Annotated in this window: 30 protein-coding genes; 7 read left to right on the top strand and 23 right to left on the bottom strand. The window is 62.7% G+C overall.

The window, feature by feature from the left end; translation table 11 throughout:
• Positions 1–30 precede the first annotated feature (30 nt).
• On the bottom strand, positions 31–1,146 hold the full coding sequence (locus tag ASD63_RS02590; RefSeq protein WP_060528774.1) for an alpha/beta hydrolase: 1,116 nt from the start codon (positions 1,144–1,146) through the stop codon (positions 31–33).
• A gap of 119 nt (positions 1,147–1,265) precedes the next feature.
• On the opposite strand from ASD63_RS02590, the gene ASD63_RS02585 reads away from it, so the two are divergent.
• Entirely contained in the window at positions 1,266–2,294 is a 1,029-nt protein-coding gene (locus ASD63_RS02585) for a helix-turn-helix domain-containing protein (RefSeq protein WP_034793840.1), read from the top strand.
• Positions 2,295–2,401: 107 nt separating this feature from the next.
• On the opposite strand, the gene ASD63_RS02580 is transcribed toward ASD63_RS02585, so the two are convergent.
• The 10 genes from ASD63_RS02580 to ASD63_RS33870 all read right to left on the bottom strand — a co-directional run bounded on the left by ASD63_RS02580 (position 2,402) and on the right by ASD63_RS33870 (position 10,641).
• Complete coding sequence (locus ASD63_RS02580) at positions 2,402–2,776, bottom strand: DUF1515 family protein (protein WP_034793518.1); 375 nt, start codon at positions 2,774–2,776, stop codon at positions 2,402–2,404.
• Positions 2,763–3,020 (bottom strand): hypothetical protein, encoded by a 258-nt coding sequence (locus ASD63_RS35935; protein WP_082572756.1) that lies wholly within the window; start codon positions 3,018–3,020, stop codon positions 2,763–2,765. The genes ASD63_RS02580 and ASD63_RS35935 overlap by 14 nt, the downstream gene beginning before the upstream one ends.
• A 120-nt stretch (positions 3,021–3,140) precedes the next feature.
• On the bottom strand, positions 3,141–3,344 hold the full coding sequence (locus ASD63_RS02570) for a hypothetical protein (RefSeq protein ID WP_034793500.1): 204 nt from the start codon (positions 3,342–3,344) through the stop codon (positions 3,141–3,143).
• Positions 3,341–4,225, bottom strand: coding sequence for a hypothetical protein (locus tag ASD63_RS02565; RefSeq protein ID WP_177235700.1), 885 nt, complete (start codon positions 4,223–4,225; stop codon positions 3,341–3,343). Before ASD63_RS02565 ends, ASD63_RS02570 begins: the two co-directional genes overlap by 4 nt.
• Positions 4,201–4,689: a hypothetical protein gene (locus ASD63_RS02560; protein ID WP_034793497.1), complete on the bottom strand. Its 489-nt coding sequence runs from the start codon at positions 4,687–4,689 to the stop codon at positions 4,201–4,203. Before ASD63_RS02560 ends, ASD63_RS02565 begins: the two co-directional genes overlap by 25 nt.
• Positions 4,689–5,597 (bottom strand): hypothetical protein, encoded by a 909-nt coding sequence (locus ASD63_RS34820; RefSeq protein ID WP_034793487.1) that lies wholly within the window; start codon positions 5,595–5,597, stop codon positions 4,689–4,691. Before ASD63_RS34820 ends, ASD63_RS02560 begins: the two co-directional genes overlap by 1 nt.
• Before the next feature lie 64 nt (positions 5,598–5,661).
• Positions 5,662–7,479, bottom strand: a complete 1,818-nt coding sequence (locus tag ASD63_RS02550) for a phage portal protein (RefSeq protein ID WP_234798744.1) — start codon at positions 7,477–7,479, stop codon at positions 5,662–5,664.
• Positions 7,480–7,599: 120 nt separating this feature from the next.
• Positions 7,600–8,730 (bottom strand): hypothetical protein, encoded by a 1,131-nt coding sequence (locus tag ASD63_RS02545; RefSeq protein WP_034793485.1) that lies wholly within the window; start codon positions 8,728–8,730, stop codon positions 7,600–7,602.
• A gap of 197 nt (positions 8,731–8,927) precedes the next feature.
• Positions 8,928–10,367 carry a terminase large subunit gene (locus tag ASD63_RS02540; RefSeq protein WP_060528773.1) on the bottom strand — a complete coding sequence of 480 codons (1,440 nt, stop codon included), beginning with the start codon at positions 10,365–10,367 and terminating at the stop codon, positions 8,928–8,930.
• Complete coding sequence (locus tag ASD63_RS33870; protein WP_143106225.1) at positions 10,252–10,641, bottom strand: hypothetical protein; 390 nt, start codon at positions 10,639–10,641, stop codon at positions 10,252–10,254. Before ASD63_RS33870 ends, ASD63_RS02540 begins: the two co-directional genes overlap by 116 nt.
• Positions 10,642–11,190: 549 nt before the next feature.
• On the opposite strand from ASD63_RS33870, the gene ASD63_RS02530 reads away from it, so the two are divergent.
• From ASD63_RS02530 to ASD63_RS02525, 4 genes are all read left to right on the top strand, one after another.
• Entirely contained in the window at positions 11,191–11,559 is a 369-nt protein-coding gene (locus ASD63_RS02530) for a tetratricopeptide repeat protein (RefSeq protein ID WP_051659282.1), read from the top strand.
• A 615-nt stretch (positions 11,560–12,174) separates the two neighbouring features.
• Positions 12,175–12,345, top strand: a complete 171-nt coding sequence (locus tag ASD63_RS34815; protein WP_156400691.1) for a hypothetical protein — start codon at positions 12,175–12,177, stop codon at positions 12,343–12,345.
• Positions 12,346–12,577: 232 nt separating this feature from the next.
• A complete protein-coding gene (locus tag ASD63_RS36540) occupies positions 12,578–12,709 on the top strand; it encodes a hypothetical protein (protein WP_255380915.1) in 132 nt (43 codons plus the stop codon).
• 376 nt (positions 12,710–13,085) lie between these two features.
• Positions 13,086–13,385, top strand: a complete 300-nt coding sequence (locus ASD63_RS02525; RefSeq protein WP_090425664.1) for a hypothetical protein — start codon at positions 13,086–13,088, stop codon at positions 13,383–13,385.
• A 113-nt stretch (positions 13,386–13,498) separates the two neighbouring features.
• Here ASD63_RS02525 and ASD63_RS02520 read toward each other — a convergent pair whose 3' ends face one another.
• Together ASD63_RS02520 and ASD63_RS02515 are read right to left on the bottom strand one after the other, a co-directional pair.
• On the bottom strand, positions 13,499–14,047 hold the full coding sequence (locus ASD63_RS02520; RefSeq protein WP_034793472.1) for a BA14K family protein: 549 nt from the start codon (positions 14,045–14,047) through the stop codon (positions 13,499–13,501).
• Positions 14,048–14,238: 191 nt separating this feature from the next.
• Positions 14,239–15,321, bottom strand: coding sequence for a D-alanine--D-alanine ligase family protein (locus ASD63_RS02515; RefSeq protein WP_034793469.1), 1,083 nt, complete (start codon positions 15,319–15,321; stop codon positions 14,239–14,241).
• A 186-nt stretch (positions 15,322–15,507) separates the two neighbouring features.
• Between ASD63_RS02515 and ASD63_RS02510 the strand changes: the two genes are divergently transcribed.
• On the top strand, positions 15,508–16,089 hold the full coding sequence (locus ASD63_RS02510; RefSeq protein ID WP_034793467.1) for a dienelactone hydrolase family protein: 582 nt from the start codon (positions 15,508–15,510) through the stop codon (positions 16,087–16,089).
• 71 nt (positions 16,090–16,160) lie between these two features.
• Here the strand turns inward: ASD63_RS02510 and ASD63_RS02505 are convergent, their stop codons facing one another.
• Positions 16,161–17,813: an arylsulfatase gene (locus ASD63_RS02505; protein ID WP_051659281.1), complete on the bottom strand. Its 1,653-nt coding sequence runs from the start codon at positions 17,811–17,813 to the stop codon at positions 16,161–16,163.
• Positions 17,814–18,320: 507 nt separating this feature from the next.
• Between ASD63_RS02505 and ASD63_RS02500 the strand changes: the two genes are divergently transcribed.
• Positions 18,321–19,277, top strand: a complete 957-nt coding sequence (locus tag ASD63_RS02500; protein ID WP_034793464.1) for a hypothetical protein — start codon at positions 18,321–18,323, stop codon at positions 19,275–19,277.
• 34 nt (positions 19,278–19,311) lie between these two features.
• On the opposite strand, the gene ASD63_RS02495 is transcribed toward ASD63_RS02500, so the two are convergent.
• From ASD63_RS02495 to ASD63_RS34800, 9 genes are all read right to left on the bottom strand, one after another.
• The gene (locus tag ASD63_RS02495; protein WP_034793461.1) at positions 19,312–19,518 is read right to left on the bottom strand and encodes a hypothetical protein; all 207 of its coding nucleotides are present in this window, start codon (positions 19,516–19,518) and stop codon (positions 19,312–19,314) included.
• 305 nt (positions 19,519–19,823) lie between these two features.
• The gene (locus ASD63_RS34810; RefSeq protein ID WP_127889113.1) at positions 19,824–20,009 is read right to left on the bottom strand and encodes a hypothetical protein; all 186 of its coding nucleotides are present in this window, start codon (positions 20,007–20,009) and stop codon (positions 19,824–19,826) included.
• A gap of 8 nt (positions 20,010–20,017) precedes the next feature.
• The gene (locus tag ASD63_RS02485) at positions 20,018–20,236 is read right to left on the bottom strand and encodes a hypothetical protein (protein WP_034793455.1); all 219 of its coding nucleotides are present in this window, start codon (positions 20,234–20,236) and stop codon (positions 20,018–20,020) included.
• A 10-nt stretch (positions 20,237–20,246) separates the two neighbouring features.
• Entirely contained in the window at positions 20,247–20,528 is a 282-nt protein-coding gene (locus ASD63_RS02480; RefSeq protein ID WP_034793452.1) for a hypothetical protein, read from the bottom strand.
• A gap of 554 nt (positions 20,529–21,082) precedes the next feature.
• Positions 21,083–21,256 (bottom strand): hypothetical protein, encoded by a 174-nt coding sequence (locus ASD63_RS34805; protein WP_156552970.1) that lies wholly within the window; start codon positions 21,254–21,256, stop codon positions 21,083–21,085.
• On the bottom strand, positions 21,253–21,858 hold the full coding sequence (locus tag ASD63_RS02475; RefSeq protein WP_034793449.1) for a hypothetical protein: 606 nt from the start codon (positions 21,856–21,858) through the stop codon (positions 21,253–21,255). The genes ASD63_RS34805 and ASD63_RS02475 overlap by 4 nt, the downstream gene beginning before the upstream one ends.
• An 86-nt stretch (positions 21,859–21,944) precedes the next feature.
• The gene (locus ASD63_RS02470; protein ID WP_060643541.1) at positions 21,945–22,538 is read right to left on the bottom strand and encodes a helix-turn-helix domain-containing protein; all 594 of its coding nucleotides are present in this window, start codon (positions 22,536–22,538) and stop codon (positions 21,945–21,947) included.
• Positions 22,528–23,205, bottom strand: coding sequence for a hypothetical protein (locus tag ASD63_RS35400; protein WP_159415454.1), 678 nt, complete (start codon positions 23,203–23,205; stop codon positions 22,528–22,530). Before ASD63_RS35400 ends, ASD63_RS02470 begins: the two co-directional genes overlap by 11 nt.
• Positions 23,126–23,860 carry a hypothetical protein gene (locus tag ASD63_RS34800; protein ID WP_060643539.1) on the bottom strand — a complete coding sequence of 245 codons (735 nt, stop codon included), beginning with the start codon at positions 23,858–23,860 and terminating at the stop codon, positions 23,126–23,128. The genes ASD63_RS35400 and ASD63_RS34800 overlap by 80 nt, the downstream gene beginning before the upstream one ends.
• Positions 23,861–24,360: the final 500 nt, after the last annotated feature.

Here is a 24,360-nt window from a genome sequence, read left to right as displayed (position 1 = left end):
CACCTGTGAGGTGGCACCGGCGAACAACCATCAGGCCTTGGCGAAGGCGAGCAGGTCGGCGTTGAGCTGGTCCTTGTGGGTGTCGGTGATGCCGTGCGGTGCGCCGGCATAGACCTTGAGCTCCGCATGCGGCACCAGCGTCTTCGAGGCCCGTGCAGCCGCATCGATCGGCACGATCTGGTCGTCGTCGCCATGGATGATCAGCGTCGGCACGTCGAACTTCTTCAGGTCCTCGGTAAAGTCGGTCTGCGAGAAGGCGACGATCGAGTCATAGGTGTTCTTGTGTCCCCCCATCATGCCCTGCAGCCAGAAGCTGTCGATCATGCCCTGAGAGGCGACCGCGCCCGGGCGGTTGAAGCCGAAGAACGGACCGGACGCGATGTCGCGGTAGAGCTTCGAGCGATCCTTCAGGCTTGCCGCCTGCAGGCCATCGAAGACTTCCTTCGGCAGGCCGCCGGGGTTCTTGTCGGTCTTGACCATCAGCGGCGGCACGGCCGAGATCAAACCGGCCCTGGCGATCCGGCTGGTGCCGTGGCGGCCGATATAGCGGCTGATCTCACCGCCGCCAGTCGAAAACCCGGCAAGGAAGATCCCCTTCAGATCGAGCGCGTTGATCAGATCCGCGAGGTCGTCGGCATAGTGGTCCATGTCGTTGCCGTCCCAGGGCTGCGACGAGCGGCCGTGGCCGCGGCGGTCATGGGTGACGACGCGGAAGCCGTTGGCGGCAAGGTGGAAGGCCTGCGCTTCCCAGCTGTCTGACGACAGCGGCCAGCCGTGGCTGAGCACGACGACCGGGCCATCCTTCGGACCCCAGTCCTTGTAATAGATCTCGACGCCATCGCGGGTGATGATGCCAGACGACAGCGGCCAGCCGTGGCTGAGCACGACGACCGGGCCATCCTTCGGACCCCAGTCCTTGTAATAGATCTCGACGCCATCGCGGGTGATGATGCGGCTGCCCATGGTGTTTGCTCCCTTAGTGCCGGACGCGCCGGCGGTTGTTGCGGTGTTGGATGCGGCCTTGGCCGGCGTGTTCATGGCATTGACCGCGGCTACCGTCGCGGCAGCGCCAAAGGCGGCCGAGAGAACCGTGCGGCGGGAGATGCCGTTGGAAACGCTTGCGGAAACTGCTTTTGCCTGTGTCATTGTCCTCACCTCTTTGATCTCTGTTGCTCGGGCTTCCATTCGGCGGAAGCGATGGTTGAATTGATAAATCGGTGGGCCTAACCTCTCGACCGGCAAAGCTGACAACGATGGGGGCAGAAGTGACAAAACGACCCGAAAACGAGCCGGCGGAGATCGGCATCGTCGTCTATCCCCGCGCCCTGATGTCGGCGATCCATGGGCTGACCGACATGTTCCAGGTGGCGAGCATGCAGTCGGTGGAGCAAAGCGGCAGAGACGCGCCGCAAATCCGCATCAGCCACTGGAAACTTCAGGAAGATGGCTCGGTGTCGAAATCGCGCGACACCCACGAAGGCCCCTCCTCGGGCCTTGTGGCCCTGATCCTGCCGCCGACGCTCTCCGATCTGCCGGTCGGCGATCGCATCGGTGCCCTGCCCGCCTTCGTGCGCGAACAGCATCAACGCGGCGCGACGATCTGCTCCGTCTGCGGCGGCGCCTATCTGCTGGCAGAGTCCGGCCTCGCCACCGGTCGCACCATCACCACCCATTGGTCGCATCAGGACCTGATCTCCAACCGCTACAGCGACATCCGCGTCGACACCGACAGGCTGCTGATCGACGAAGGCGACATCATCACCGCCGGCGGCATGATGGCCTGGATCGACCTCGGCCTGAAACTCGTCGACCGGTTCCTCGGAACCGACGTCATGCTGGCAACCGCACGCTACATGATCATCGACCCCGGCGCGCGCGAGCAGAGCTATTACAGCGTCTTCGCCCCGAAGCTCGATCACGGCGACACGATCATCCTGAAGATCCAGCACTGGCTGCACGGCGCCAACACCAAGGGCGTGACGCTGCAGATGATGGCCGACCGCGCCGGTCTCGGCGACCGCACCTTCCTGCGCCGTTTCCAGAAGGCGACCGGCTTCAACCCGACCGAATATTGCCAGCGGCTACGGATCGCCAAATCCCGCGATCTGCTGGAGCGCTCACATCTCTCGATCGAGCAGGTTGCCTGGCAAAGCGGCTATGACGACACCAACGCCTATCGCAAGATCTTCCGCAAGATCCTGGGTCTCTCACCGAAGGAGTATCGCCTTCGCTTCTCGGTTTCGGAGAGCGTCCGCACTTTGGGCGCTCCGGCAAATCCGATACCGGCCGTGTGATCATCGACGGGCGAAACCCTTTAGAGCACCAAACGCAAAAAGCGCCGCGCACCCTTTCGGGTGCGCGGCGCTTTGATTAAAAGACGTAGGTCAAGCAGCCCTGAGCGCTAGGCTCTTCCGGCAATCACGAACACGATCCGCCGGATCGCTTCGGCAAAACTGACACCGAGAGCCATCGCAGCAATTCCCGTCACTCCTAGTGCGCCAATACCCATGAGCTTCCACCGCCTGACGTCATCGGTCACCGGCTTCATATCGGAGATTTCGGCACCGATAGCGGAAGCCGACGCTTCCAGTTCGTTGACCCGCTCAGCGAGTTCATCCATGCGCCGGTGAACGCTGGCTTGACTGGCGGCAGATTTATCCTCCGCCCGCCTCGCGCCATCCTCGATCCGATGAATGGACTCCTGCAGGCCGCGCATGCCGGCAACCAGTTCTCCCAACTGGCGATGAACAACGATATCGATTTCAGCCAGCGACATGATGGCCTCCCCCGTGCTTCGCGCATTCGGCCTTCGTCCAGATATCCGCGGCACAAAGGCCGACGACCGTGCGATCGATCCGGCGCTGATCCGCTGGCGATGCTCCGCGCGCGCCGACAAGATCAGTTCCGACCACGGCGCGCAGCCCGGGAGCACTGGCCGGACGCGAAGTCCCACACCCTGCCAGCATCAAGGCAGGAATCGTAATCAAGGCGCTTCCCACGAGCGCGGCTATGAGCGTCATTGTTCTGCCTTTCGATGGCATTGGCGTAGGATCGTGCGCCGTCTGCGCGGATTTCATGAATGAGCCAGACGAGACCCGAGACGATGAGGCCGGCGATGAGAAGCTTCGGCCAGGCAAACATCATTTCGCCCAACCAAGGCGTCGCGCCAGCACGTACCAGCACTCCGAGAGAATGCCCGCACCAAGGCCGATACCCACCTCCATCAGCATCTGCACGTCGGGATCATCGGCAAGCACCAGCCCCGCCTCCGGCGCCAGCAGCCCTTTAGCCACGAGCAGCCCCGCGCCGTAGCGCAGCAGGATACGGATGACGACAGCACTCATTTCGTCCACCGCGCAAGAAACCCGGCAACCGCCTCAATGAGACGGCGCAGGCGATTGAATTTGGCCCCGTGCGAAGCGTTGACGCTTTCCATGTCGGGCGCCCTTTCGACCGAGCCTGGCCGCAGCACGACAACAACGGAGGGATCGGCCGAAGCGCTCTCGCGACCATATCCGGCCGCACGCAGCGCCGCCTCGAAGGCGCGGCCGTAGGCCTCGATCTTCGGCCCGTTCTGCCTGATATCGCCGTTGATAATCGCGCGTGAGGCGGCATAACGATAGCCGGTCGCCGCCGCCGAACGGCTATCGTCCGTGTCGAAATCAGTCAGTCGCTTGCCCGTGAAAAGCCCGTGCACCATGCCGTCGAAAAGAATGCGAATGGCCGTCGCCGGATCACAGGCACGATCCGGCATCTCCACCAGACCAAACTTGCCATAGTTCGCGCGACCGGTAATTTGCGCCAGCCCTCGCCCGCGAAAGACCCACCCGTCGTCGTCTTCGACATTGCCAAGCCGCCCGCCATAGACCCGGTTCGCAAGCTTGCGCGGATTGCCCGCGTAGGGTTCCGCGCTAGCAAGCGTCGGAAATCGCGCCGGCCATACTTGCATGAGCCGCCTTGCCGAGTAGTTCAGATTCTCCTCGACCGGCCGCATTGTGCCGCCGGTTTCGTGATGGACCTCGGCGAGAATTGCGGCCAGATGGCAGAGGCCTACCGCACGCCGGCGCCCCTCCAGGACGACCGCGTCCAGGCTTTCAAACTGCTTTGCAGAATAGGACTTGAATACACCCGACGCGGGATCGCGCAGGGCCGCGTAAAACGCTGCTCTGTTCATGGATTCACCTTTTGGAGATTTTCCGGTTAAAGCGCGGCGGCCGCCACCCACAGGGCATCGATCTGGGTGTCAGAAAGACCAAGCGCCGTACCAACCGTCCCGATCAGCGGGTGCAACCGGTTGAACGTGGTTGCATACTCCCACTCGATCTGAGCCTTGTCCTGATCCGAGCCAACGGGCATCCCCGCGATCGCTGCGGTCACGGTCGACGGCGAGATGTCGGCATTCACCAGTCCCAGGCGGAATTGGCGGGCGGTCAGACTGGGCATCCGCTGCCGCAATTCGTCTTCCGTCGGCGGATCGGGGGGGATGTATGGCTCGATCTGGAAGCCGGGATTATCGAGCAACCACTGGCGGATCAGGGGATTGACGCCGACGGTGTCATCCGGACGACTGCAGTAGTCGGTGTCGTAGGACGCGCCGAGATAATCCGTGATGTTGCAACGGATGTTGTAGACGTCAGCCTCTTGAGTAGCTCGAACGGCATAAACCATATTAAGTGACATCGATGTCATTATGCCGTCCTCACGAAGCAATAGGTCCATGCACCCGACCCGGGCGAATCGTAGCCGCCTCGAGCACGCCAAGTTCCAGCAAGTTGCGCCCCAGCCCCGCCAAAGGCGTAGCCGTAACTGGAACTAAGATAAATCGCATGGGCGGAATTCCTCTCTTTGATGTCCCCATTACCCGTTTCGACCAGGATGGTATGTCCGATTGGGAAATTGGTTTCATCGCGGTTTGAGCCGGTGTAGATGCCGGCCTTACCGTTCACGACGTTGCCGAGATAGTCCCCCCACATTGGCATGTACATATTGCCGTCCGACTGGATAAAGAAGCCACCGCCCCAGTATAGACGATCGCCGACGGAGCCGTTGACGCCGAGCTTGTTGCCTCCATAGCCGAACTGTATCCAACCGTTGGCCAAGTTGGTCTGACCGCGAACGGAGAGTGTGTCTGCTTGGTTGATGTCACCGAGCCACACATCGTCGCCGACCTTGATGGCTTGGCCATCACCATTCGCGGTTGCTATAAACCGAGGGGCATATACGTTGCTCGGGAACGTAGCTTCACTGATCCCGCTCCAAGAAAGCAGCGTCGGTGCATTTGATACGAAACGGTCGCTGGACCGTTGAATATACAAGCCGCCGTCGTTCACCCCAATCATACGATAGCTGTGACCGTTGTTGTTGGTGAGCAGTTGGATTTCGCCGGATGATCCGTTGCCTCCAAGTCGTGCGATGTGGCCAGACCACGAATAAAGACCAGTTTCGTGCCAACTCGCCAGCTGCTGAAACACACCGGAAGTGTTCCACACGCCGATCTGCATCGCAGCGTTCGCTTGGCTCGAAACGATCGTGCCGCGAGTTACCGACGCTGCCGACTGGAATGCAAGCACTCTATCGCTGTTGGACAAGATGTACATTGCGCCGCCGCCCCCCCCGAAGCAACGAAATTGAGTGCCGACACGTTGCTTGAAAACGTCGCGCCTACGCCGATGATGCCACCAGTGAAGTAATGTCCACCATCCGCCTCTGGATGTCCTCGGGCGTCGGCTTGGTGAAGTAGAGGTCAGGCGATTTCAGCCCCGCCGCCTCCACGGTCTTGGCAATGCCGTTGTAGAGGTTGTCGGGCGAGACGTAAGGGTTGTCCGGCCCGAGCGTCGTCAGCAGCTTTTCCTGCAATTGCTGGATCATCTGGATCATCAGCATGTCGCGCTCGCGGGTGCCCGCACCGAGCCCGGTGTTGACGGTCGCATCCATGCCGGCGTTCCAGTGGCGCGGGTCGAAGGTCACCCATTTGCCGCGCAGACGCACCGCCCGCGGCCGGTCCTGATGCTTGATGGTAAGCCCGAGCACCCCCTTGAACACCCGCCTCAGCCCCTGCGCAAAGGTGCGCACCATCAGTTCCGTCTGGCCGATGCCCGCCTGTTCGACGAGTGCGGTCGCCTTCGCCGTCATGTTCTGCAGCGCATCCGGCGCCATGCCGCTCGACGCATCGGAAATCCCGGTCCGGTCAGTCGCCTCCTGGTCGAGATAGCCGAGCATGGAGAAGGATTCGCGCGCCACGAACGGCACCGCCGTATAGCCGACGGCGCCGCGCACATCGACGCCCTGGCCGACGCGGATCGGCTGGCCGAATTTTGGGTTCAGCACCGACTCCGGGTTCTGGATCATCCCTTCCTGCACAATCGGCTGCTGGTTGTTCTGCCAGTAGAGATTGTCGAGCGTCTGGCGCAGGAGCACGGTCTTCACCCGCTGGATCTCCGCCATGTCGTCGGTGATCGCATTGCCCTCGCGCTGGTGCGGCCGCCGCTCGGTGATGAGATCGGCAAAAGGCACCTCGTCCCATTCCGCATCCTCAAGCAGGTTGTCGGCCCCGGTGCCGCCGGCAAAGATCAGGCGGCGCAGCTCCGCAATGCCGTCATCGTCCGCATCCACCTTCACATAGAGCTCGTAGTAGTCGACCTCCTGCAGCGCCTTTGCCGTCTCCTCGCCATCGCCGAAGATGCCACGCCTTCGGGCAAATTCCTCGTCCTCGCCGTCGGTATTGCCGGCAAGGGCAAAGCCTTCGACGAGATCACGGTCATAGCCCATGGCGATCAGATCGGAGCGGCGCATCCGCCGCTTGATCCCGGCAATCGGGCTGTCGTCGATCGCGATCGCGTCCGGATGAACGAGGAATTCTTCGAGCGGCACGGCGGCCAGCCTTGTCGCCCCGCGCTCCGCCGTGCGGCGGATCTTCACGGCAAAGACCGGCTGCTCGACAGATCCCGTCGGCAGCTCGATCCGCTCGACCGATTGCGCCTGTTCCAGCACCTCCACCGTGTCGTCGGCAATGAGCTGCACCAGGGCTGCCTCGTCGAGCCCGCTATGGGTCGAAACCTCGACGCTTTTTCTCTTCTCGTACCACCAGCGGATCACCCCGTTGCCGAGCTTCAGCGCGTCGTGCGCGGCATCCTGCACCGCGTCGTAGCCGTCGCTTTCGGGAAAGACGATGTAGTTGATATAGTCGGTCGCCTGCTCGGCGCCGGCCTCGTCGCCCTGGTTGACCGGCTGGTATTCCACCACCTTGTCATTGCCGAGCACGGTGCGGATGAGCGAAGGCAGCACCTTCTTCACCGCCGCCCGCACATCGCGCGAAACCACCTTGGAGCGGTTTGCTTCCGCCGGCACGTCGGCCATCACGCCGTCGTAATATTCCATCGCCCTGATACGCGCCGCGGAAAGCTGGTCGCGATAATCCTCGCAATCCCTGACGAGCTGGCCCACGAGCTCCGTCAGTTCCGGTTTCGTCATCGCTGCCATCTGGAGAACCTTCCGATCGGTAAAGGCCCAGGCGGCATGAATGGCCTGCCCGGGCACAGCGTTCCGTCAATCGGCTCATAACGACCGAAAGAGCGTCATCACGTTGTTTTGCTTGTGAAATCAGGTGATCCGGATCGTGCCGATCTTGTAGCGCACGCCTTCGTCGGCCGTTATCACGACCGCGCTGTCACCGAGGATCGTCTTGTAGTTCTGATCCTGAGAGTTCGGATCGAAGACGCTGATGTAGTGGTTGCTGTGGTATTCGTTCGTGGCGCCGCCGCCGGCAAGGCTCACCAAACGGTGCCCGTTCGCCTCGAACTGCGGATTGGCGAGCGTATCCGAAACGCAGTAGCAGAAGCCGGGCGTCTGCAGGCCAGTGTAGCCGAACAGAACCCATTTCTGTGTGGGCACGTGGTAGCGGATGCTCTGCGCCATGCGGCCGTTCTGGTCATACATGGTGTAGGGGTTGTAGCCCGCCACCTTGAAGAAGATTTTCGGCTGCTGCGGCGCGATGTTGCCCTGGTAGTACTGGTGGTTCACCGTCTCCCACTGGTTGGCGTTGTTGTAGAACTGCCAGCCGACCGACGCGTCGAGGTTCGATGTTCGGATGATGGTGAAGCCGTTGTCGAGCAGCGTGGTGTTGCCCGGCAGATTGCGGACCTCGATGAAGGCATAATAGTAGTTGCCCTCTTGCACGATGTTCGACGGATGCAGGAAGCCATAGGCCGTGTCGATAGACTGGTAGGACCACGGCTCCGGGATCAGCACGCAGCGCACATTGTGATGGTTCTGGCCGAAATCCCCGGGATTGGGGACTGTCCAGGCCTGACCGTCATTGGTAGAGCGCACATAGCCGATGCCGTTGACCCAGCGGGTATTGAAGCCGTGGGCGTGGGAATTGAAGCCTTTGACCCCGCCGATCGTCGTCGACGATTGATAGAATTCGTGGTGGGTCAGGCCGACGACCAGAGAGCCGCGCGCGAACGGTGACACGATCCAGTGGCGGTTGGCATAGTGCCCTTCAACGGTGTCGCGCGGCGAGTTCCAGTGCCGGCCGGCATTCCAGTTGGTCCAGGTGTGGCCGTTGTGCCAATCGGAGAGGACGTTGTAGCGATACCCTTCGGAATGGCCGGTGATGAAGGTCGGCGTTCCATTGGCGTCGCGCCACGGATGCAAGGGACCGTCCACCCACAGGCCATAGGGCGTGTTACCGCCAACGTAGCCGTGCCACTGGTTCGTGCTGAAATCCATGCATGTCGTGTTTCCAGATGTGGTGACAACGCTGGTAACCATGACGACTCCTACTGTTGATATTGAAGGCAACGGGCCCCGTTCCACGGTCGTGGAAGCAGGCTCCTGGAAGGTCTGATCGATTTTCGTTCGCCGGCCCGCGGTTCGGGCCTCGAGGCCGCGACGGGCCTCGTTGGCGTTAGGTTTCACCACCGCGGCTAGAGAACCTTCCGATCGGTAAAGGCCCAGGCGGCGTTATCCGCCTTCACCCGGGCAAAGCGTTTCATCATCAGCGCGTAGCGGCTGGCCGAAATCACGTCGTCGCGTTCCTTGACGATCCGGCCGTCCTTGCGGTGGTAGAGCCTGAACTCCTCGAACCAGTCGCCACAGGTCGAAAACACCTTGAAGCGACCGGTCTGCATGCGCTGCAGCATGTCGGAGACCCCCGCCTCGACACCGTTGGTGCCGTCGTCGAAGGTCGCGCGCTCGGGCAGCATCACGAGCCCCTGCCCGCGATATTGCGCCGCAAGCTGCTCGCCCGAGCCCTTGTCGTGCTGCAGCCCGTCGTGCGGCCAGGCCCAGGGCAGCCAGGGTCCCCAGGGTTTCAGGCTTGCGGCATGGATGATCGGCGTCGCCTCGCGCTCGCGGTAGCAGCGGGTCACGTAAAAGACATCCGCATCGCGGTCCCAGGCGCAGAGCGCTGCGGCAAAGGGGTGATCCCAGCCGAAATCGAGCCCGCCGATCTGCACCCAGTGCCTGGGAACCTCGAATGGCTCGACCCGGATCTGCTCTTCCGTCACCGGGAAGATTCTTCCCGACCCGAGCGTCGGCACCCCCTTGGTGCGCGCTTCCTTCTCATGCGCGGGGTAGCTGGCGATGATCTTCGCGCGCTCCTGCGGCGTATAATGTTCGGCATCGTCGATCGTCATCGTCACCACGGTCCGGTCGTCTGATGGTTCCAGCAGATAGCGGCTGACGACCGAGCTCATGCCTTTCAGCGGCGTAAACGTCACGGCGACCGAGCCACCGGTCGCATTGGTGCGGGTGATGCCTTCGAAATAGACGTCTTCCGGCGGCTCCTCGTCGAACCAGAGATAGTCCACGGTGTTGGCCTGCCATTTCGCCCGGCCCTGCTCGTAAGCCTTCAAGAGCAGCGTCGAGGTGCCGCCCGAAGTGTGCCGCACGGTCACGCTGTCGAGCGCGCCGGAAGCGCTCGATCGTCGTGTCCAGCCGACAAGCGCCGCTTTCGGCAGATAGCCGGTGCCCCAGTCCTCCTCGCTCATTGGCGGGCCGACGAGCAGCCGCTGCACGCCATCGCGTGTCAGCTCGTGCGATTCCGAGCCGCCGATCATCGTGATCGGCCGGTCGAACCGTCGGCCCGCCCACCAAGAGGGATAGTCGCCTGTCAGATGCATCGCCGCTTCCGCGGCGCCGGCAAGCGTCTTGCCGAGCTGGTTACCGGCCATGAACAGCCGCTCGCGAAAGCTGGCCCCCGCCGCATGAAACTCGGTCTGTTTCGCATAGGGACGGTAATAGGCGAGCCTATTGGTTTTCTGCCGCCGCCCGATCTCCATCGTCAGTTCCATCCGCTCCCGAAGCAGCAAGGAAAGGCCTGATGGTCTGGTCGAGCTTGCGGATCCGCTCGAGGAGTTGTTCATCCGTCATCTCGCCCATCTGGTTTGGATTGATGGTCACGTCCTTCGGCATCAGCGCCGCTATCGTCTTCAGGAAGTCGTTTGGGTTCTTCTCGATCAGCGCGTGGATCGCGGCCGCCCCTCGGCTCTCCCAGGCCGAAAGCATGTCTTCGAGAAAGAGTTCGCCGAGCTTGGTGCGGACCGCCTTGCGCGTGCGCGTCCGGGGGACGGCCCCATCCCCTCCGGCGCGCGGCAGAAAGCGCCCGGTCTTCGGGTCCTTTGCGGGTTTCACTGTCATGGGATTTGCTCCGGGGCACGAGGCGATTGCTCCTCCTGCGCACGTTGGATCGGCCGCCGCTTGACCAAAAGTTGCATTCTGCCATCAAAGCCGACCGGTAGCGGCGGGATTTGGAGGCGATCGCAGGTGATCCGGCGTTTGTGGACGAAACTGCTTGGCATGTTCGCGAGGCCGGCTCCGGCCCTGGCCGAAGTCGACGAGCCGACATCTCCGAAGGTCTCGGCGCCCAAGCTGGGAACGCCAATGCCTGCGGGAGGCACCATCGTGTCGCCGCGGCTGTTCAAGCTAGCAAGCGTGACAGCCGATCACAGAAAAATGCGTGTGTCACGCCGGATGTCACGCTTGCAACCTTGACTTCAGGTTGCATTCGGTCATCAATACCGCTCACCGGGTTGCCCCACATCGGGTGCTTCTGGCGCAATGCATCGCAAGCGCTCCTGCTCTACCGGCAGTGGCCAGGGAAAAGTCGAATTAGTTCAAGATTTTAAGCAGTTTTTCAGCCTAGCAGTCCAGCCGCGGGAACCATGCAATGAATGCAACAGGTGCCAGATGATCCGCAACACGTTCAGCAAGTTGAAGACCATTTTCACCCCGCGGCCGTCCGCAACGAATATCTCGCCCAGGTTGCTTGAACTGGCGACGTCAGGAAATGTCGATGCCCAGGCGAAACTCGCCGAAATCTATTTCAACGATGGCGGCGCGGAACACTATGCCGCCTCGCTTCATTGGAACCGCCAGGCCGCCCGCCAGGGTCATCCGGCTGCCCAGGCCCGCCTCGTGACCATCTATCAGAGAGGCCTCGGCGTCGAGCGCGATCCGAAGGAAGCCTCGCGCTGGCTGCGCAGCATCGGGCAGCCCCGCCCGCGACATGAGACCGGCGCCTCCGTCACCGGCAAGATCGCCAAGCAGGAAGCCTAAGGCTTTTCGCGTAAAAGTGGGCAGCGGTATTGCCGCAACGACATGCATAAAAACAAGATCTTAAAGCCTGTCGCGTGAGCCCTTTCCACGCGACCAGCTTTAGGGCTTTCGCACCAGAACATGCGGCGATCTTGCGACAGCAGCATGCGGGCGCCGAAGACGTGAAGCCCAAGTTCGGATCCGAAAAATCGCGAAGCGCCGTGACGCCGTAGCGGCCGTCGTCACCCGCGTCTCAGCGGTCGCAGCCGGCGCCGGCGCGGATTTGACTTTTTTGGATATCGGCATCAGCGCCCAGGCAAGGCCGCGCCAATCCGCCGGAATCAAAAAGGCCGCTTCAATGACGAAACGGCCAGCCTGTAATATCCTTAGCCCGCTTCCGGTCGCTTGGCAAGCCCCTTTGCCAAAATTTGTTTCCGTTTTGTTCGTTTTTTCCTTTACCCCCGCCCCGCCTCTTTGCCAGCCCATGTGCGCGATCGGTGGTACAATCGCGAGCGCCATGCAAGGCCGCTGGCGCCATGTCTCCTTCCTCAACGGATCCGGGGCCGGCGGCGGCATGGTTGATCCGTTTCGATGCGGAAGCGGTTGATGCCGCTCCCACGACCACGGGAGATACCCATGACACGACAATACCTGATCGCCGCTCTTTGCGCGGCGCTTCTTGCGGCTGCCGGCTGCACCACCGACCAGGCGAGCCGCACCAGCACTCCTGCTCCGAGCCCCAGTTACCAGGGCATGCAAGGCGTCCAGGGCATGAGTCAGGGCGGCGGCGGTGCTGGCGGTTATTGAGGTCGCTGATGCTTCGTAGACGGCGAAGCTGGCGGGGCTCGACGTTGTCCAGATCGCCCGCCCGCAGTGTCGCTCCCGTGCAAAGCCTCGGCCGAACGCACCGCGCACCGAAGCCAATCGGATTGAACATCTTGGGCCGACATGCGTTGAGTAACCATGACGCGCATTCTCGCTGCCGCGCCATTTGTTTGCGCGCATTCTGTGTTAAGCTTCCCCTTGGGAGGAAAATGCCATGGAGAATTTCTTCGCACTCGCCGCCATCGTCGTCGGCTCCGCAATCCTGGGGCTCGCGCTCGCCTACGGGTTTCGTCGCAAGGACGCGCACCGCCCTCCCGAACATGACGACGCCCGGTTGAAGTTCTAGAAGACGTTGAAGTTCTAGAAGACCGGGCTTTTCCGACCTCGCCGGTCCGCGGCCGCTCCGCTTGTCTGCCTCTTCGCGGGGTTGCCGCAATGAGCGATTCCTAGCAGACGCCTCCCCTGCAAACGCGCGACGCGGCAGAGTTCGCCCCGATATCATCGACAGGATGTCTGGCTCGATAGCGCGTGCTTGGGATGCCGATTGCATCGCGGACCAAGACTTGGAAAACGACAGGAGCCGGATGCGATGTCCCCCAATCCGCACGGCCACGCCCCGTCATTGATCCACCTTCAATCTTGAGATCTTGAACGTCCAGACCGGAACCTTTTCCGCTCGCCTCGGCTTATTCCTGGCAAACCGCCAGCAAGGAGATGCGACGATGAACAAGGCAAACCCGAAATCCCGCGACCGAGAGACACCGGAAGACGTGCCCCCGTCTGGCGAAACACGCGCAGTGCCGATCGGTAAGATCCCGCCGCTCCCCGTCGACCAGCTTCCCGCGGGAGACCATCCGACGCCGGTCGATCAGGGTCGCGTGTCGCCCGTTCCGAGCCGCGACGAAGCCAATGTCGATCCGGACGATGCACTGCCTGACGACCGCGAAGAGAAAATCCTCGAGGATGATCCGGGGCGCGAGAAAACCCGCTTCGACGAGGAGATGCCGCGCAGCAGTCGATAGAGGCTGCGTTCCCACCCATGCCGGGCCGCGTTCCCTCAGCGCATGTGAATGCCAGAAAACAAAAAAGAGGCCCGCCGGTCAGCGACCGGCGGCCTCCTTAAAACACGCTCGCCTCAGAAGTAGGGCGAATAGCACTGCTGGCGCGGGCCACCATAGGGTTGGAACGAGTTGTCCCAGGCGCGGTAGGAGCGATAGCGCGCATAGCACCAGTCGGCATGGCGCGGGTTGACGCCGGTCTCGTAGCGACGCGCTGGCGGAGCGGCGATCGCGCCACCGATGATGACTCCGGTGCCGAAGGCCGCCAGCGGATACCACCAGCCGTCATTGTGGCGGCGATAGCCGTAGCGCTCGTAGCGATAGCCGCGGTGGCCGTTATAGTAGCCATAGCGGTAGCCGCCGTCCCAACCCGGACGCGGACGATAGCCGCCATGCCAGCCTGGCCGCGGGCGGTAACCGCCATCCCAGCCGGGGCGCGGGCGATAGCCGCCGTGCCAGCCCGGCGGACGCCGGCGATGGTGACCGCCGTTCCATTCCCGGTGCTGCACCAGTTGAACGTCGCTCTTCTGCACCCGCTCGATGGCAACAGCCGGCAGGGCGTTTGCCGGCGTGATGCCCGAAAGAGCCGTTATCGCCGCAAGCACGACGATGCCAATCTTCTTCATTTCATCACCTGTCCGTTTGTAACAGGTGCGAGTTTTGGCCGGGGCGACGTGAACCCACAATGAATGCGACAATCCTAATATGGACCGCAACTCATAGGTAGCATCGCAATACTCCAGGGTGACACTGCCGCCCGGCAAGCCCGCCATCCCCGGCGATGGCCTGCCATACCCGGGTTGCCCCTGTCATCCCCTCAGGTGCGCGCGCCCGCCTTGCCGCGCAGCTTCAGCGCATGGGCGATCAGCGTCTCCACCACCTGGCCGTAGGCGATGCCGTCGGCTGCCAGCGCCTTGGCATACATGCTGATATTGGTGAAGCCGGGAATGGTGTTGATTTCGTTGATCATGAGGCTTCCATCGGCGCGCAGGAAGAAGTCCACCCGCGCCATCCCCGCGCAGTCAAGCGCCCGGAATGCCCGCGCGGCCATGTCCTTGGCCTCTGCGATCACCTCCTCGGAGAGTTTGGCGGGCGCCTCGACGACTGCGCCGCCGGCATCGACATATTTGGCGTCGTAGCTGTAGAAGCCGTGGCTCGCAGCCGGAATGATTTCGCCCGGTCGCGAGACGGTGAGCTGTCCCTTCGCATCCTCCAGCACCGAGCACTCGATCTCGCGGGCCTGGACGAACTCCTCGATCAGCACCTTGTCGTCGTGCCGGAACGCCTCGTTAAGCGCCGCCTGAAGCGCGTCCAGACTGTCGACGCGGCTGACGCCGACGGAAGATCCCTGCCGCGCCGGCTTGACGAAAACCGGCAGTCCCAGGCTTTCGAGGATGGTCTCGCTTGAATAGGCGTCGCCCGCATGAAGGCCGATCGCCCGCGCAACGGCAATGCCTTCGGCGACCAGCAGGCGCTTGGCGAGCGCCTTGTCCATGGCGACCGCCGAAGCCGCGACACCGCAGCCGACATAGGCGACATCGGCAGTTTCCGCATAGCCTTGCACCGTCCCGTCTTCGCCGAAGGGACCATGCAGAACCGGAAAGATCAGGTCGATCGCCGGCAGCAACCCTTGGCGGCCGTCGGCCGCGATGGTGACCGCCCGCCCCCGTCCGCCGGGGATCAGCGCCACCTGCGTTCCCGACACGGGGATCGCCTTCGGCAGTTCCCCGTCTTCGAGATCGACCAGCATCCAGCGGCCATCCCTGGCGATCCCGATCGGCACGATCTCGTAGCGCGTCCGATCGAGCGCCGCGACGGCGTTGCGCGCCGACATCAGCGAAACCTCATGCTCCGCCGACCGGCCACCGAACAGCACGGCAATGCGCAACTTACCTGTCATGATCCTTTTCCCTCCAGAATCGTGGTGCATCGTGCGCAACCAAGCGAGCGAAGATGGCAAGAAAAGGTCGAGAGACGCGGCATCAGCGCGGGAGGAATATTTTCCTTAAGGGCAGCCTTGCCGCTTGAATTCCGCCGAACGAAATACAATTGATGCGCGAACACTGGTTTGAAGGAGAAGCTGCCGATGGCCGAAGTCCTCGTATTCCACCATGCCCAGGGGCTGACACCCGGCGTGCACGCTTTTGCCGACGACCTGCGCGCGGCCGGGCACGTCGTCCACCTGCCCGATCTCTTCGAAGGACGTACATTTGCGAGCATCGAGGAGGGCGTTGCCCATATCGAGGCGGTCGGCTTTGAAGAGATGCGCGAGCGCGGCGTGCGCCTCGCCGATGCCCTCCCCGAAAACCTCGTCTATGCCGGCTTCTCCTTCGGTGTCCTGCCGGCTCAGAAACTCGCCCAGACCCGCCCCGGCGCCCGCGGCGCCCTGCTCTTTTACTCCTGCATCCCGATCAGTGGCCAGTGGTCCTTCGGCCCCTGGCCGGCAGGCGTACCCGTTCAAATCCACGGCATGGACAACGACCCGATCTTCGTCGGCGAAGGCGATATCGACGCCGCCCGCGAGATCGTCGAGAAGGCAGAGGACGCCGAACTGTTCCTCTATCCGGGCGACCAGCACTACTTCGCCGACAGCTCGCTGCCCTCCTATGACGCGGCGGCAACTGCGCTGGCGATGAAACGGGTACTTGCCTTCCTCGAGCGGATCTGACCGGCGCCTCGAAAGCCCGACGGTCGAGCGGCGCTGCCGTGATCAGACAGCGCCGCTTCTCATTTTCCGGTTCAGTTGCCGGTCGGCATCGGCAGACTGAAGCCTTCCTTGCCGAGCTCATCGCGCAGCCACTGGAACTGCTGATACTTCGAGATTTCGATCGGACCGGTATAGGTCCCGCTTTGAAGCTTGCGCGGTGGATATTTGACGTAGGTCATCATCAATTGCTTGATGGAGTCGCTGATGGTCACCATCGTCCAGGTGCGCTCGGTGTAGTTGTTCATGAAGATGTCGTAGCGCTCCTGCGGGTCCTGCCAGAGGTCGAAGATCTGCGGCACCGTCGCCACATATTTGTTCGGACCCTTCCAGCCCTGATTGCTGTCGACGGCAAGGCCGCCGGTCGCCTGTCCATTGTCGCCACGCAGGTTGAACACCGCCTTGTAATTGCCGACGCGGGCAGCGCCGGGAGACAGTTCGTTCTCGGTGAAATAGAACCATGAGTTCCGTTCCGACTTGCCGGTTCCAAGCAGGACCGGCGACATGTCGAAGCTGTCGAAGATGATCGGCTGGCCCTCGCGGTCCTTGTCCGGCAGAGCGACACCGGCAACCGAAGCAAATGTCGCCATCAGGTCGAGGCCGCCGACGATGTCATGGTTCTTGGAGCCGGCCTTGATCTTGCCCGGCCAGACGGCGATGGCGGGAACGCGGTTGCCACCCTCGCGCACCGTGCCCTTGGTGCCACGAAACGGCGTATAGCCGGCGTCGGGATAGACATCCTGCCAGGCGCCATTGTCCGTCGTGTAGAAGACCAGCGTATTCTTGTCGAGGCCGGTCTCGCGCAGCTTGTCCATGATGCGGCCGATGCGGGTGTCCAGCTCCACGATGCTGTCGGCATATTTCGACTTCGACAGCGATTTATGCTCGAACTCGGGCGCCGGCATGTTCGGCTGGTGCACCTTCATGAAGTTGACGTCGATGAAGAACGGCTTGTCGGATTTCGCCGCGTCGTCGAGAAACTCGATGGCCGCCTTTTCGACGTAGCTGTCGAAATAGGGGATGCCGACGACCCCTGCCGCGCCATTGACCGTGGGCGTGTCGATATACTGGCCGTTGATCTTGAAGTCCTCGACCGCCGTTTCGCCGGCCTTACCGGAGAGCGCGCCCTTGGTGACCTTCTGGAACATGGCCCTGAGCTTGGGGTCCATATCCGGGAACCAGGTCGGGTCGGCGTAGGTGTAGGCGTTGAGGTGGTAAAGGCCGCAATACTTCATGACGTCGAAGCCATGGGCGTTCGGCAAGGCATAGTCCGCCTCGCCCAAATGCCATTTGCCGGTGAAATAGGTCTGGTACCCGCCGAGCTTCAAGACGGAGGCGAGCGTCCATTCGGCCGCCGGAAGACCGCCGCCTTCCCCCTGGAATGCAACCGTCGTCATGCCGCTGCGGTTGGGAATACGCCCGGTGATCATGGCGGCGCGACCCGGCGTGCAACTCGGCTGGGCATAGAAATCATAAAACAGCATGCCCTGTTCGGCCAGCTTGTCGATGTTGGGTGTCGGCATGCCTCGTCCTTCACCGCCGCCATAGGGGCCGAGGTCTCCGTAGCCGGTGTCATCGGAAACGATCAGAAGGATGTTGGGTTTTGGTGTTGCTTGCTGCGCACGCGCCGGGGTTGACAGGCCAGCGACAATGCTCAGCCCTGCCACGCACGACGCCAGAAGTTTCATCGGAAAAGTCCTCGACACGCAGCGGGACGAAGTTGAATGATCAGATGCCTTTATCATTGTCAGGTTCCTTCCTGCGATGAGCCATCGCGCGAAAAACTGATCTGGGAAGAAGCACGTCTCCATTGAGGTTCGACGCGCAAAGCCATGCCTGAATTTTCAAACAAATTTCGGCTGCCAAAACGGCAACTCACGACCGATTGCGAAAGGCCGTTGCCGTCTGCGCGGGCATGCTGCTCCTTTCGCGCGGGCAATCAAGTACGTAACTGTAACGAACGCCATAAACGTGGGCGCTCAACCGGTGGCGCAGTGACCGCATCGGGCCGAAATCGACCGGAAACGAGCCTCCCTTGAGCCGCGACCTCATTATTGGATTTGCCTTGCAGAAAGATCCAGGCACTGGAAATCTGATACAAATACGCAATACTGAAGAAATCCGAGGTGACCGCAAATCATTCTCGAACTTTCAAATAATATTGCTGCAAGAATTGAAATTGTTTTGGAGTAACCGTGCTGATCTACTCGGACGAAAATCTTGAAGTCATCCATCGACCGGGTTCATCCCCCTATCTGCTGGTGACCTTCAACGAGATGGAGATCCAGGCAAACGGCAGCCGCTACTGGGGCCAGCGCTTTTGCGAGAAGGCCGACATCTCAGCCCTCGGCTTCATCAGTAGGCGGCCCAACTGGTTTCCGGCGGCAAGCGTGGTCAAGGCGGTCGAAGCCGCAGCACCCATTCTGAATGCAGCTCCCGAGCGCATTCTGTACGGCCATTCGCAGGGTGGTTATGCGGCGCTTCGCTATCGCCGGCGCTTCAATGCCACCACGGCCATCGCCTTTTGCCCGCAGGTCTCGATCGACCCGAAATCCGTCCCCTACGACAATCGCTTCCTCCGGCATTTTTCGCCCGATCTGCACGCCAATATGGGCATTTCGGCCGATCAGGCCGCCGGCCGCGCCTTCATTTTTTATGATCCCTTCCACGCGATAGATCGCCGCCACGCCGAGCGCATCGCAGCACTTCAGGCCGAAACGCATCTCGTGCGCGTTCACATGACCGGCCACGGCACCGTCCGTGTCTTTACCGGCACCGAGCGTGCCCTTTCGCTGATCGCCGCCTGCAGAACCCATGACGTTTCGCGCCTACGGGGTCTTGCCCGCGCCGCCCGGGTCGATGCGCCCATGCGTCCCTATCAGGTCGCCGTCGCCGCCATGGCCCGGCATCCCGCCTGGTCCGACGCGCTCGACGCCCGCTTCGGCGACCGTTTTGCGCCAACGGAGCGGGTCAACTTCCTTTATCACCGCGCCAATCGCCACATCCGCGACGGCGATCTCGTCACCGCACGCAATATGCTGGCGAAGGCTCTCGCCCTCCTGCCCGGCGATCCCGCCCTCACGCACCGGCTGAAGGAACTCGACGCTCGCATCCTGCGCGAACGGAAGGTTGCGAGGAGCCTCGTAGGGTAGGATAGGCGATGTTATTCGGCCGGCTGCGCGTTGCTTAGCTTTCCTCGTGGGGCGGAGCGCGTCGGAGATAGACCTCATCGACGGCTGCCAGGAGAGAGCTTTCGGTTGAGGTAGACAAATTGAACTCGAACATAAGAAACCGGGCAAGATGTTCGGCGCAGCTTCCCTCCCGCGGTATCTGGTGCTCCGCGCAGGTCGCCTCGAACACACACCGCAGCAGCTCGATTTCCGCGACGCTCATCAAGACATTTCCATTCGCGTCAGACACGGGCGTTTACCTCGTCTTCTTCAGGCCCGCTGTGGTGCGTTGAGAAGCACAGCGGAGGCCAAATTGCTGGTCGAGGCCGGCCATAGTCCAGGAGCCGATATACAACCGCGCTCCCGTCCAGGACCCGTCACGTTCCACACGCCTGCCATATTGATCGAGTTCGCCCGTGTTGCCGGTTGCCCCACCGTTTCGCAGCCAAAGCGTAAGGCCAATCTGATGTGTGCGATGGAGCGGTTTCATCGGCGTCTATCTCCTTGTCTTGACGCAGATCAGTTGCTCTACAAAAGCCGGTGGCGCTCCTGCGTATCCCGGCTGCGCTTCAATATGCCGGAGCTGTCATGACGTTCCTGCGGCCTTTCGCGTGCCTTTTGACTGGCCGGCTTTGCGACTGTCAGCACAAGACCAACGTGACGGATTTCAGGTTTAACCCGGAATAGTCGCTTCAATGTTTCGACATAGCGCATGGCATTCCTCAGTGGCTGCGGGTCATTCCCCAGTCGATCGGTTCCAGATTGCTTTCAGCGCTGACCCGCTCCTGTCCGAGTTCATCGTTGCGAATTCGATATTGAGGGGCGTTGTCGCGTAGCGGCATCTTTGCGGTGATGCGATAGGTTTCGGCGGTTCTCGGTGAGAGGTTATGACGGTCTCGCAGGCGAACGGACAGCCCGACGGGATAGCGATGTTGGGACATGGTTTTATCCTCACTGTCCGGGCGCATCTGATATCTCGGCGCCGCTGAGCGCGACCAAACGCGCCAACTCGTCGGGTTCGATTTGTATCAACCGCATTCGGTAGTGGTTCTCGACTGTCGCGGGCAACTTGATGAAGGTGGCAACACGGCGGTAGGCGAGCCAGGAAAGCCCTTCGATCGGCACCTCGTCGTCATCGATTTCGTAGGCGCCGGCGACGATCGTCTCATCGACGCCCGGCAATCTGAACGGTCGGTCGAAATGGATTGTCCGGTGAATCGTTCGGTCGAACATGACATCTCCTCCCGATACCGGCAGTCGCCGGCACGCGATCTCGTTTGATACCGCTGCGTGCGGCAGCGCTACGACGCGGCGATCTAAGGGGGAAATGGCGGGTCGAGGTTCTGACGCCGCGAGAAGCCAAGCAGGCTTAAATCGATTTAATCAGGGTGCGCGTCAATTGAGGTCTATTCAAGGCCAAGATGAGGCAGACCCTTCGTGGCCTGGATACCCGGGCGCAGTCGGCTGGCGACCGCTGACGAAGCAATCGGCCGCATCAATGACCCGAAAGTCTGGCATGCGGTCAACGAAAAAGCCCGGGGCGAAATCGCACCGACCTTCCTCATCATCGCTCTTACACCAGTGCCAGTACATTCGTGGTCAAAAGTCTAAAGCGACACGGCAATTGCGAGCGGCGAAACGTTCAGCGCTCACCTGCATGATGTTTTCCTACGAACCGGAGGTGGCCGCCACGACCGAGGGAAGAGCCTTCCGCGGATAATCGTTACCGTGCCTGAGAGACCGCCGCGCGCCCCATCCACACGGCTCCGGTCGCGTCCGCCCGCCCCTCAGGCCGGTTCGAGCGTCGCGTGTTCAGCCGAACATGCGACGCTCGTCGCGGTGCGCAGCCGCGCTGACGCGAAGGCATTCGAACCCGCCATCGCGGCAAGCGGCGCGGCGAAGCGCGAGCCGGCTTGAAACCGCGCCACTGGCAGCGGCCGATCCGCGCCGCTCGCTTTCACGCCCCTTCCTTCTCCCGCGAAAGCCCCAGCTGCCAGTGCAGCTCCATCAGCCCGCGCTTCAGCCAGGCGAGCTGCGGTTCCGGCATGGTGCGTAGCATCTCGTAGTCCATGATGCAGACGTTGAAGACAGTGGTCTTCACCTGCGGCCCGTCCGGCAGTTTCAAGAGCACGCCTTCCAGCTCCATCATCCGGTTCGCCGCCTGGCGGGCGCCGCGGGCGCGCTCGGCGCTCGTCTCGCCGGCAAAACCCTTCACGTCGAACAGCGATTGGGCCCGCACGCTCGGGAAAGGAATGCCGGTGAGGCTGTAGTAACGCGCCATCTGCCGGCTGTATTCGTCGCCCGCCTCGCGCTCATGCGCCGTCAGCTTGCCGTCGAGGAACATGCGACCGAGCGTGTAGCCGGCAAAGGGGCTGGCAACATCGGCGTCGCGTCGGCCGGAAAAATGCATGCGCCGGCGCGCGTCCAGCGCCACGGAGCAGACCTCGCGCTCGCTTTCGCCATGCTTGATCTGCCCGCCCGGATAGCGCGCCACATTGGCCTTGCGCGGCCTGCCCGCCCGGCTGGCGCGCTTGATGCGGATGCGCTCTGCCTTGGATTTCATGGTCTCTTCTCCTTTTGCAATCTGCATGTGCCCTCGCCCGCTGCATGTGTCTGCGGCCGCGGGCGGGACTGAAATTCGTCGGAAAATCAAAATGCCGGCGCGCCGATCCCGTCGGCACCGGCATTCGCGGGCAAGCGGCCCGGCTGCTGGGTCCGTCCGCGCCGCCGCGCATTGCCGGGCTCGCGCTTGTTGACGGCGTGCAGCACCGAGGTGTGGTCGCGCCGAAAGATCCGCCCGAGCGCCGGCAGCGATAGATCCGGACGCTCGTCGTAAACAGCGGTCATGCAGCGGTGCCGCGGCTCGACCAGCCGTCGCTCGCGGCCAACCCCGATGATGTCCTCGAAGCTGATCCCAGGATAGGCGCCAAGCACCTCCTCGATGATCGCCCGCACCGGCCGGCGGTTGAACAGATCGCTGTTTGCCGCGGCCGTGGCACCGCAGATCAGCCGCGCCTGCGAGAGGATGCGCGCCTCGGCATCGGCGAGCGCCAGTTCCAACTCCTGGATCCGGCTCGCCTGCGCCCGCACCTGAACGGCGACGATGCCGACGAGATCGTCGAGCGTCGCCGGTTTTGCAGCCGCGCTCCCCGCTTCGTCCCCCGAGAGCATCCTTTCCGCCGACCCTTCCGCTGCGCGGCCCGGTGCCTGTCCTGTCGTCAATTCAGTGCCTTCAGACCGCATGGAAAGCCTCCCTCGAAACGGCTGGATTGAGATTTGCACGCTCGACGCCGGACACGAGCCAGTCGCGAAACGCATTCCGCGCCGCCGGATTTTGCGGGGCCGTATCATCCGGCTGCCTATCAGCTGCGCTTTCGGTCGGGACGTTCGCGCCTTGCGCCCGCCCGTCGGAGGAAACTGCATCCCGCCCGGCCTTCGCTGCCGCATGCGCCTGACGGAAGCTTTCGACCATCGCCCGCACCCGGCTGCGGCTTGCCGGCGATCGCCGATCGCGCGGCGTCAGCGCCGCAACCATCTCGCGTTTGCGGGCAAGATCCGCCCTGAGACCCAGCGCCTCCGCCTTGGCGAGCGCTGCCAGCACCGGCGGCTTGGGTATCGTGCCGAGAAGCACGTTGGGATTGGCGGCATAGTCGCCGCGGATCAGTTTCTGCGTCGCCGCCGAAAGCCCCGAGGCCGGCACGCCCGAAAGCGCGTAGTGGTAGACCGCAATGATCTTCCTCGGCTCGATCGTCGGGGGCATGGTCATGCCGGCCGTCTGCATCGCATCGAGGCTGCGCAGCACCGCCGCCTCGTTGACGCAAGCCAGCCGCTCAGTGAGCGCGGTAATCTCCCGGCCCAAGGTCGAAAGCCGGGCCTCCGCCGGCGAAATCATCATCTCTGAATAGGTCATTGTTCTCGTTTCCGTTCAGTTGGTTTTCGATTGTCTGCCTGCATTCCCGCTGATGGCGGGCAAAGGCGGTCTCGTGTGGCGGCGCTTGGGGGTGATGGCCGCGACGGGCCTGTCCGCCACCGCGCAACCCGCGGCCGCCGGCATTGCGCATCCAGTTTCGCCAGGTGGCGGCCCAGTCGAGCTTGGTCGCATCGCGTCCGGATTTGGCGCGCCAGTAGTCGCGGAACTTGTCGAACTCGACGCCGGCCTCGGCCCGGCCGAAGCCGAGGCCGGCGGCAAAGTCCCAGTCGGGCTCGAAATCTTCAGGCAGCCGCATCGCCCGGCCGCTCCCGTTGCGCCGCGAGCCTGCCGCATCCGGAACGGCTGCAGCCGGAACCGGCCGGTCGGCGTCCCCACCCGGATTCGGGTCGGGAGAGTTAGTTTCTTTAGGGGGTGTGGGGGAGCTTTCTTTATCAGAGAGGGCACCGTCGGCCGTCACCGTGACATCGCGTGACGTCACGCGGGCCCGACGGCGCTGCTGCCTTTCGCGGTCGCCCGCCCGGCGGCGCTCGATCTCGGATACGTGCCCCGCCTCGGCAGCGCGCACGGCAGAAAGGATTATCTCGGGCGACGCGCCCGATTGAACCAGGGCTTCGACGATTGCGGTAATGCGCATGCGCTCAAGCCCTCGCCGGCCGGGGGAAAGGAGAACGCACCACCTGGCGGGAGAAGACGCCCGCCACCCGGCTTGGACGACGAAGCCCGGCCTTGGAACCGACGTCCCCGGTCGCCAGCCGCCCCGGAGTTTCGCGCGTCGGCAAAACCCCGCGCCCTCCCGGCGCCTTCCCTGTCAAATCATTGTCAGCCATGCAGCTTCCCATGCCTTCCCCTTTGGCCGTGCCCATTGGCACGGCCATTCGTCGCGCCTGCCGCGCGCCCGCTTCCGATTGTTCTTCCCGTCACCGGCCAGTCGCCTCGCCGCCCACCGTCAGGCAAGCAGCCGGTCGCCTTCGCCGTCCCCTCCCGGTGTCAGGGGGGCCACGCCTCCGCCGAAGGAGGCACTGCAACGGCCGAAACCCGTGACCTTGGCGCCGCCGGCACGCACTGGCTGCGCGCCGGCTGCTCTCCACCGACGTGGCGCACGTCACCGACCACGGACCGTCATCGGCCCGCGTG

The organism is Ensifer sp. Root558, assembly GCF_001427045.1.
Lineage (GTDB): Bacteria > Pseudomonadota > Alphaproteobacteria > Rhizobiales > Rhizobiaceae > Ensifer > Ensifer adhaerens.
This window is presented reverse-complemented; position numbering and strand designations above follow the sequence as displayed.

What these genes read in the sequence shown, in the direction of transcription:
- ASD63_RS02540 (WP_060528773.1), bottom strand. Translation starts at nt 10,367, where the DNA reads ATGAACAACTCCTCGAGCGGATCCGCAAGCTCGACCAGACCATCAGGC.
- ASD63_RS02505 (WP_051659281.1), bottom strand. Translation starts at nt 17,813, where the DNA reads ATGAAACTTCTGGCGTCGTGCGTGGCAGGGCTGAGCATTGTCGCTGGC.
- ASD63_RS02515 (WP_034793469.1), bottom strand. Translation starts at nt 15,321, where the DNA reads ATGACAGGTAAGTTGCGCATTGCCGTGCTGTTCGGTGGCCGGTCGGCG.
- ASD63_RS02510 (WP_034793467.1), top strand. Translation starts at nt 15,508, where the DNA reads ATGGCCGAAGTCCTCGTATTCCACCATGCCCAGGGGCTGACACCCGGC.
- ASD63_RS02580 (WP_034793518.1), bottom strand. Translation starts at nt 2,776, where the DNA reads ATGTCGCTGGCTGAAATCGATATCGTTGTTCATCGCCAGTTGGGAGAA.
- ASD63_RS02475 (WP_034793449.1), bottom strand. Translation starts at nt 21,858, where the DNA reads ATGAAATCCAAGGCAGAGCGCATCCGCATCAAGCGCGCCAGCCGGGCG.
- ASD63_RS02525 (WP_090425664.1), top strand. Translation starts at nt 13,086, where the DNA reads ATGAACAAGGCAAACCCGAAATCCCGCGACCGAGAGACACCGGAAGAC.
- ASD63_RS02550 (WP_234798744.1), bottom strand. Translation starts at nt 7,479, where the DNA reads ATGGCAGCGATGACGAAACCGGAACTGACGGAGCTCGTGGGCCAGCTC.
- ASD63_RS34820 (WP_034793487.1), bottom strand. Translation starts at nt 5,597, where the DNA reads ATGTACATCTTGTCCAACAGCGATAGAGTGCTTGCATTCCAGTCGGCA.
- ASD63_RS02485 (WP_034793455.1), bottom strand. Translation starts at nt 20,236, where the DNA reads ATGTCCCAACATCGCTATCCCGTCGGGCTGTCCGTTCGCCTGCGAGAC.
- ASD63_RS02530 (WP_051659282.1), top strand. Translation starts at nt 11,191, where the DNA reads ATGATCCGCAACACGTTCAGCAAGTTGAAGACCATTTTCACCCCGCGG.
- ASD63_RS35400 (WP_159415454.1), bottom strand. Translation starts at nt 23,205, where the DNA reads ATGACCTATTCAGAGATGATGATTTCGCCGGCGGAGGCCCGGCTTTCG.
- ASD63_RS02570 (WP_034793500.1), bottom strand. Translation starts at nt 3,344, where the DNA reads ATGAGTGCTGTCGTCATCCGTATCCTGCTGCGCTACGGCGCGGGGCTG.
- ASD63_RS02520 (WP_034793472.1), bottom strand. Translation starts at nt 14,047, where the DNA reads ATGAAGAAGATTGGCATCGTCGTGCTTGCGGCGATAACGGCTCTTTCG.
- ASD63_RS33870 (WP_143106225.1), bottom strand. Translation starts at nt 10,641, where the DNA reads ATGACAGTGAAACCCGCAAAGGACCCGAAGACCGGGCGCTTTCTGCCG.
- ASD63_RS34810 (WP_127889113.1), bottom strand. Translation starts at nt 20,009, where the DNA reads ATGCGCTATGTCGAAACATTGAAGCGACTATTCCGGGTTAAACCTGAA.
- ASD63_RS02480 (WP_034793452.1), bottom strand. Translation starts at nt 20,528, where the DNA reads ATGTTCGACCGAACGATTCACCGGACAATCCATTTCGACCGACCGTTC.
- ASD63_RS35935 (WP_082572756.1), bottom strand. Translation starts at nt 3,020, where the DNA reads ATGACGCTCATAGCCGCGCTCGTGGGAAGCGCCTTGATTACGATTCCT.
- ASD63_RS02495 (WP_034793461.1), bottom strand. Translation starts at nt 19,518, where the DNA reads ATGAGCGTCGCGGAAATCGAGCTGCTGCGGTGTGTGTTCGAGGCGACC.
- ASD63_RS34800 (WP_060643539.1), bottom strand. Translation starts at nt 23,860, where the DNA reads ATGCGCATTACCGCAATCGTCGAAGCCCTGGTTCAATCGGGCGCGTCG.
- ASD63_RS02470 (WP_060643541.1), bottom strand. Translation starts at nt 22,538, where the DNA reads ATGCGGTCTGAAGGCACTGAATTGACGACAGGACAGGCACCGGGCCGC.
- ASD63_RS36540 (WP_255380915.1), top strand. Translation starts at nt 12,578, where the DNA reads ATGGAGAATTTCTTCGCACTCGCCGCCATCGTCGTCGGCTCCGCAATC.
- ASD63_RS02560 (WP_034793497.1), bottom strand. Translation starts at nt 4,689, where the DNA reads ATGACATCGATGTCACTTAATATGGTTTATGCCGTTCGAGCTACTCAA.
- ASD63_RS34815 (WP_156400691.1), top strand. Translation starts at nt 12,175, where the DNA reads ATGACACGACAATACCTGATCGCCGCTCTTTGCGCGGCGCTTCTTGCG.
- ASD63_RS02545 (WP_034793485.1), bottom strand. Translation starts at nt 8,730, where the DNA reads ATGGATTTCAGCACGAACCAGTGGCACGGCTACGTTGGCGGTAACACG.
- ASD63_RS02590 (WP_060528774.1), bottom strand. Translation starts at nt 1,146, where the DNA reads ATGACACAGGCAAAAGCAGTTTCCGCAAGCGTTTCCAACGGCATCTCC.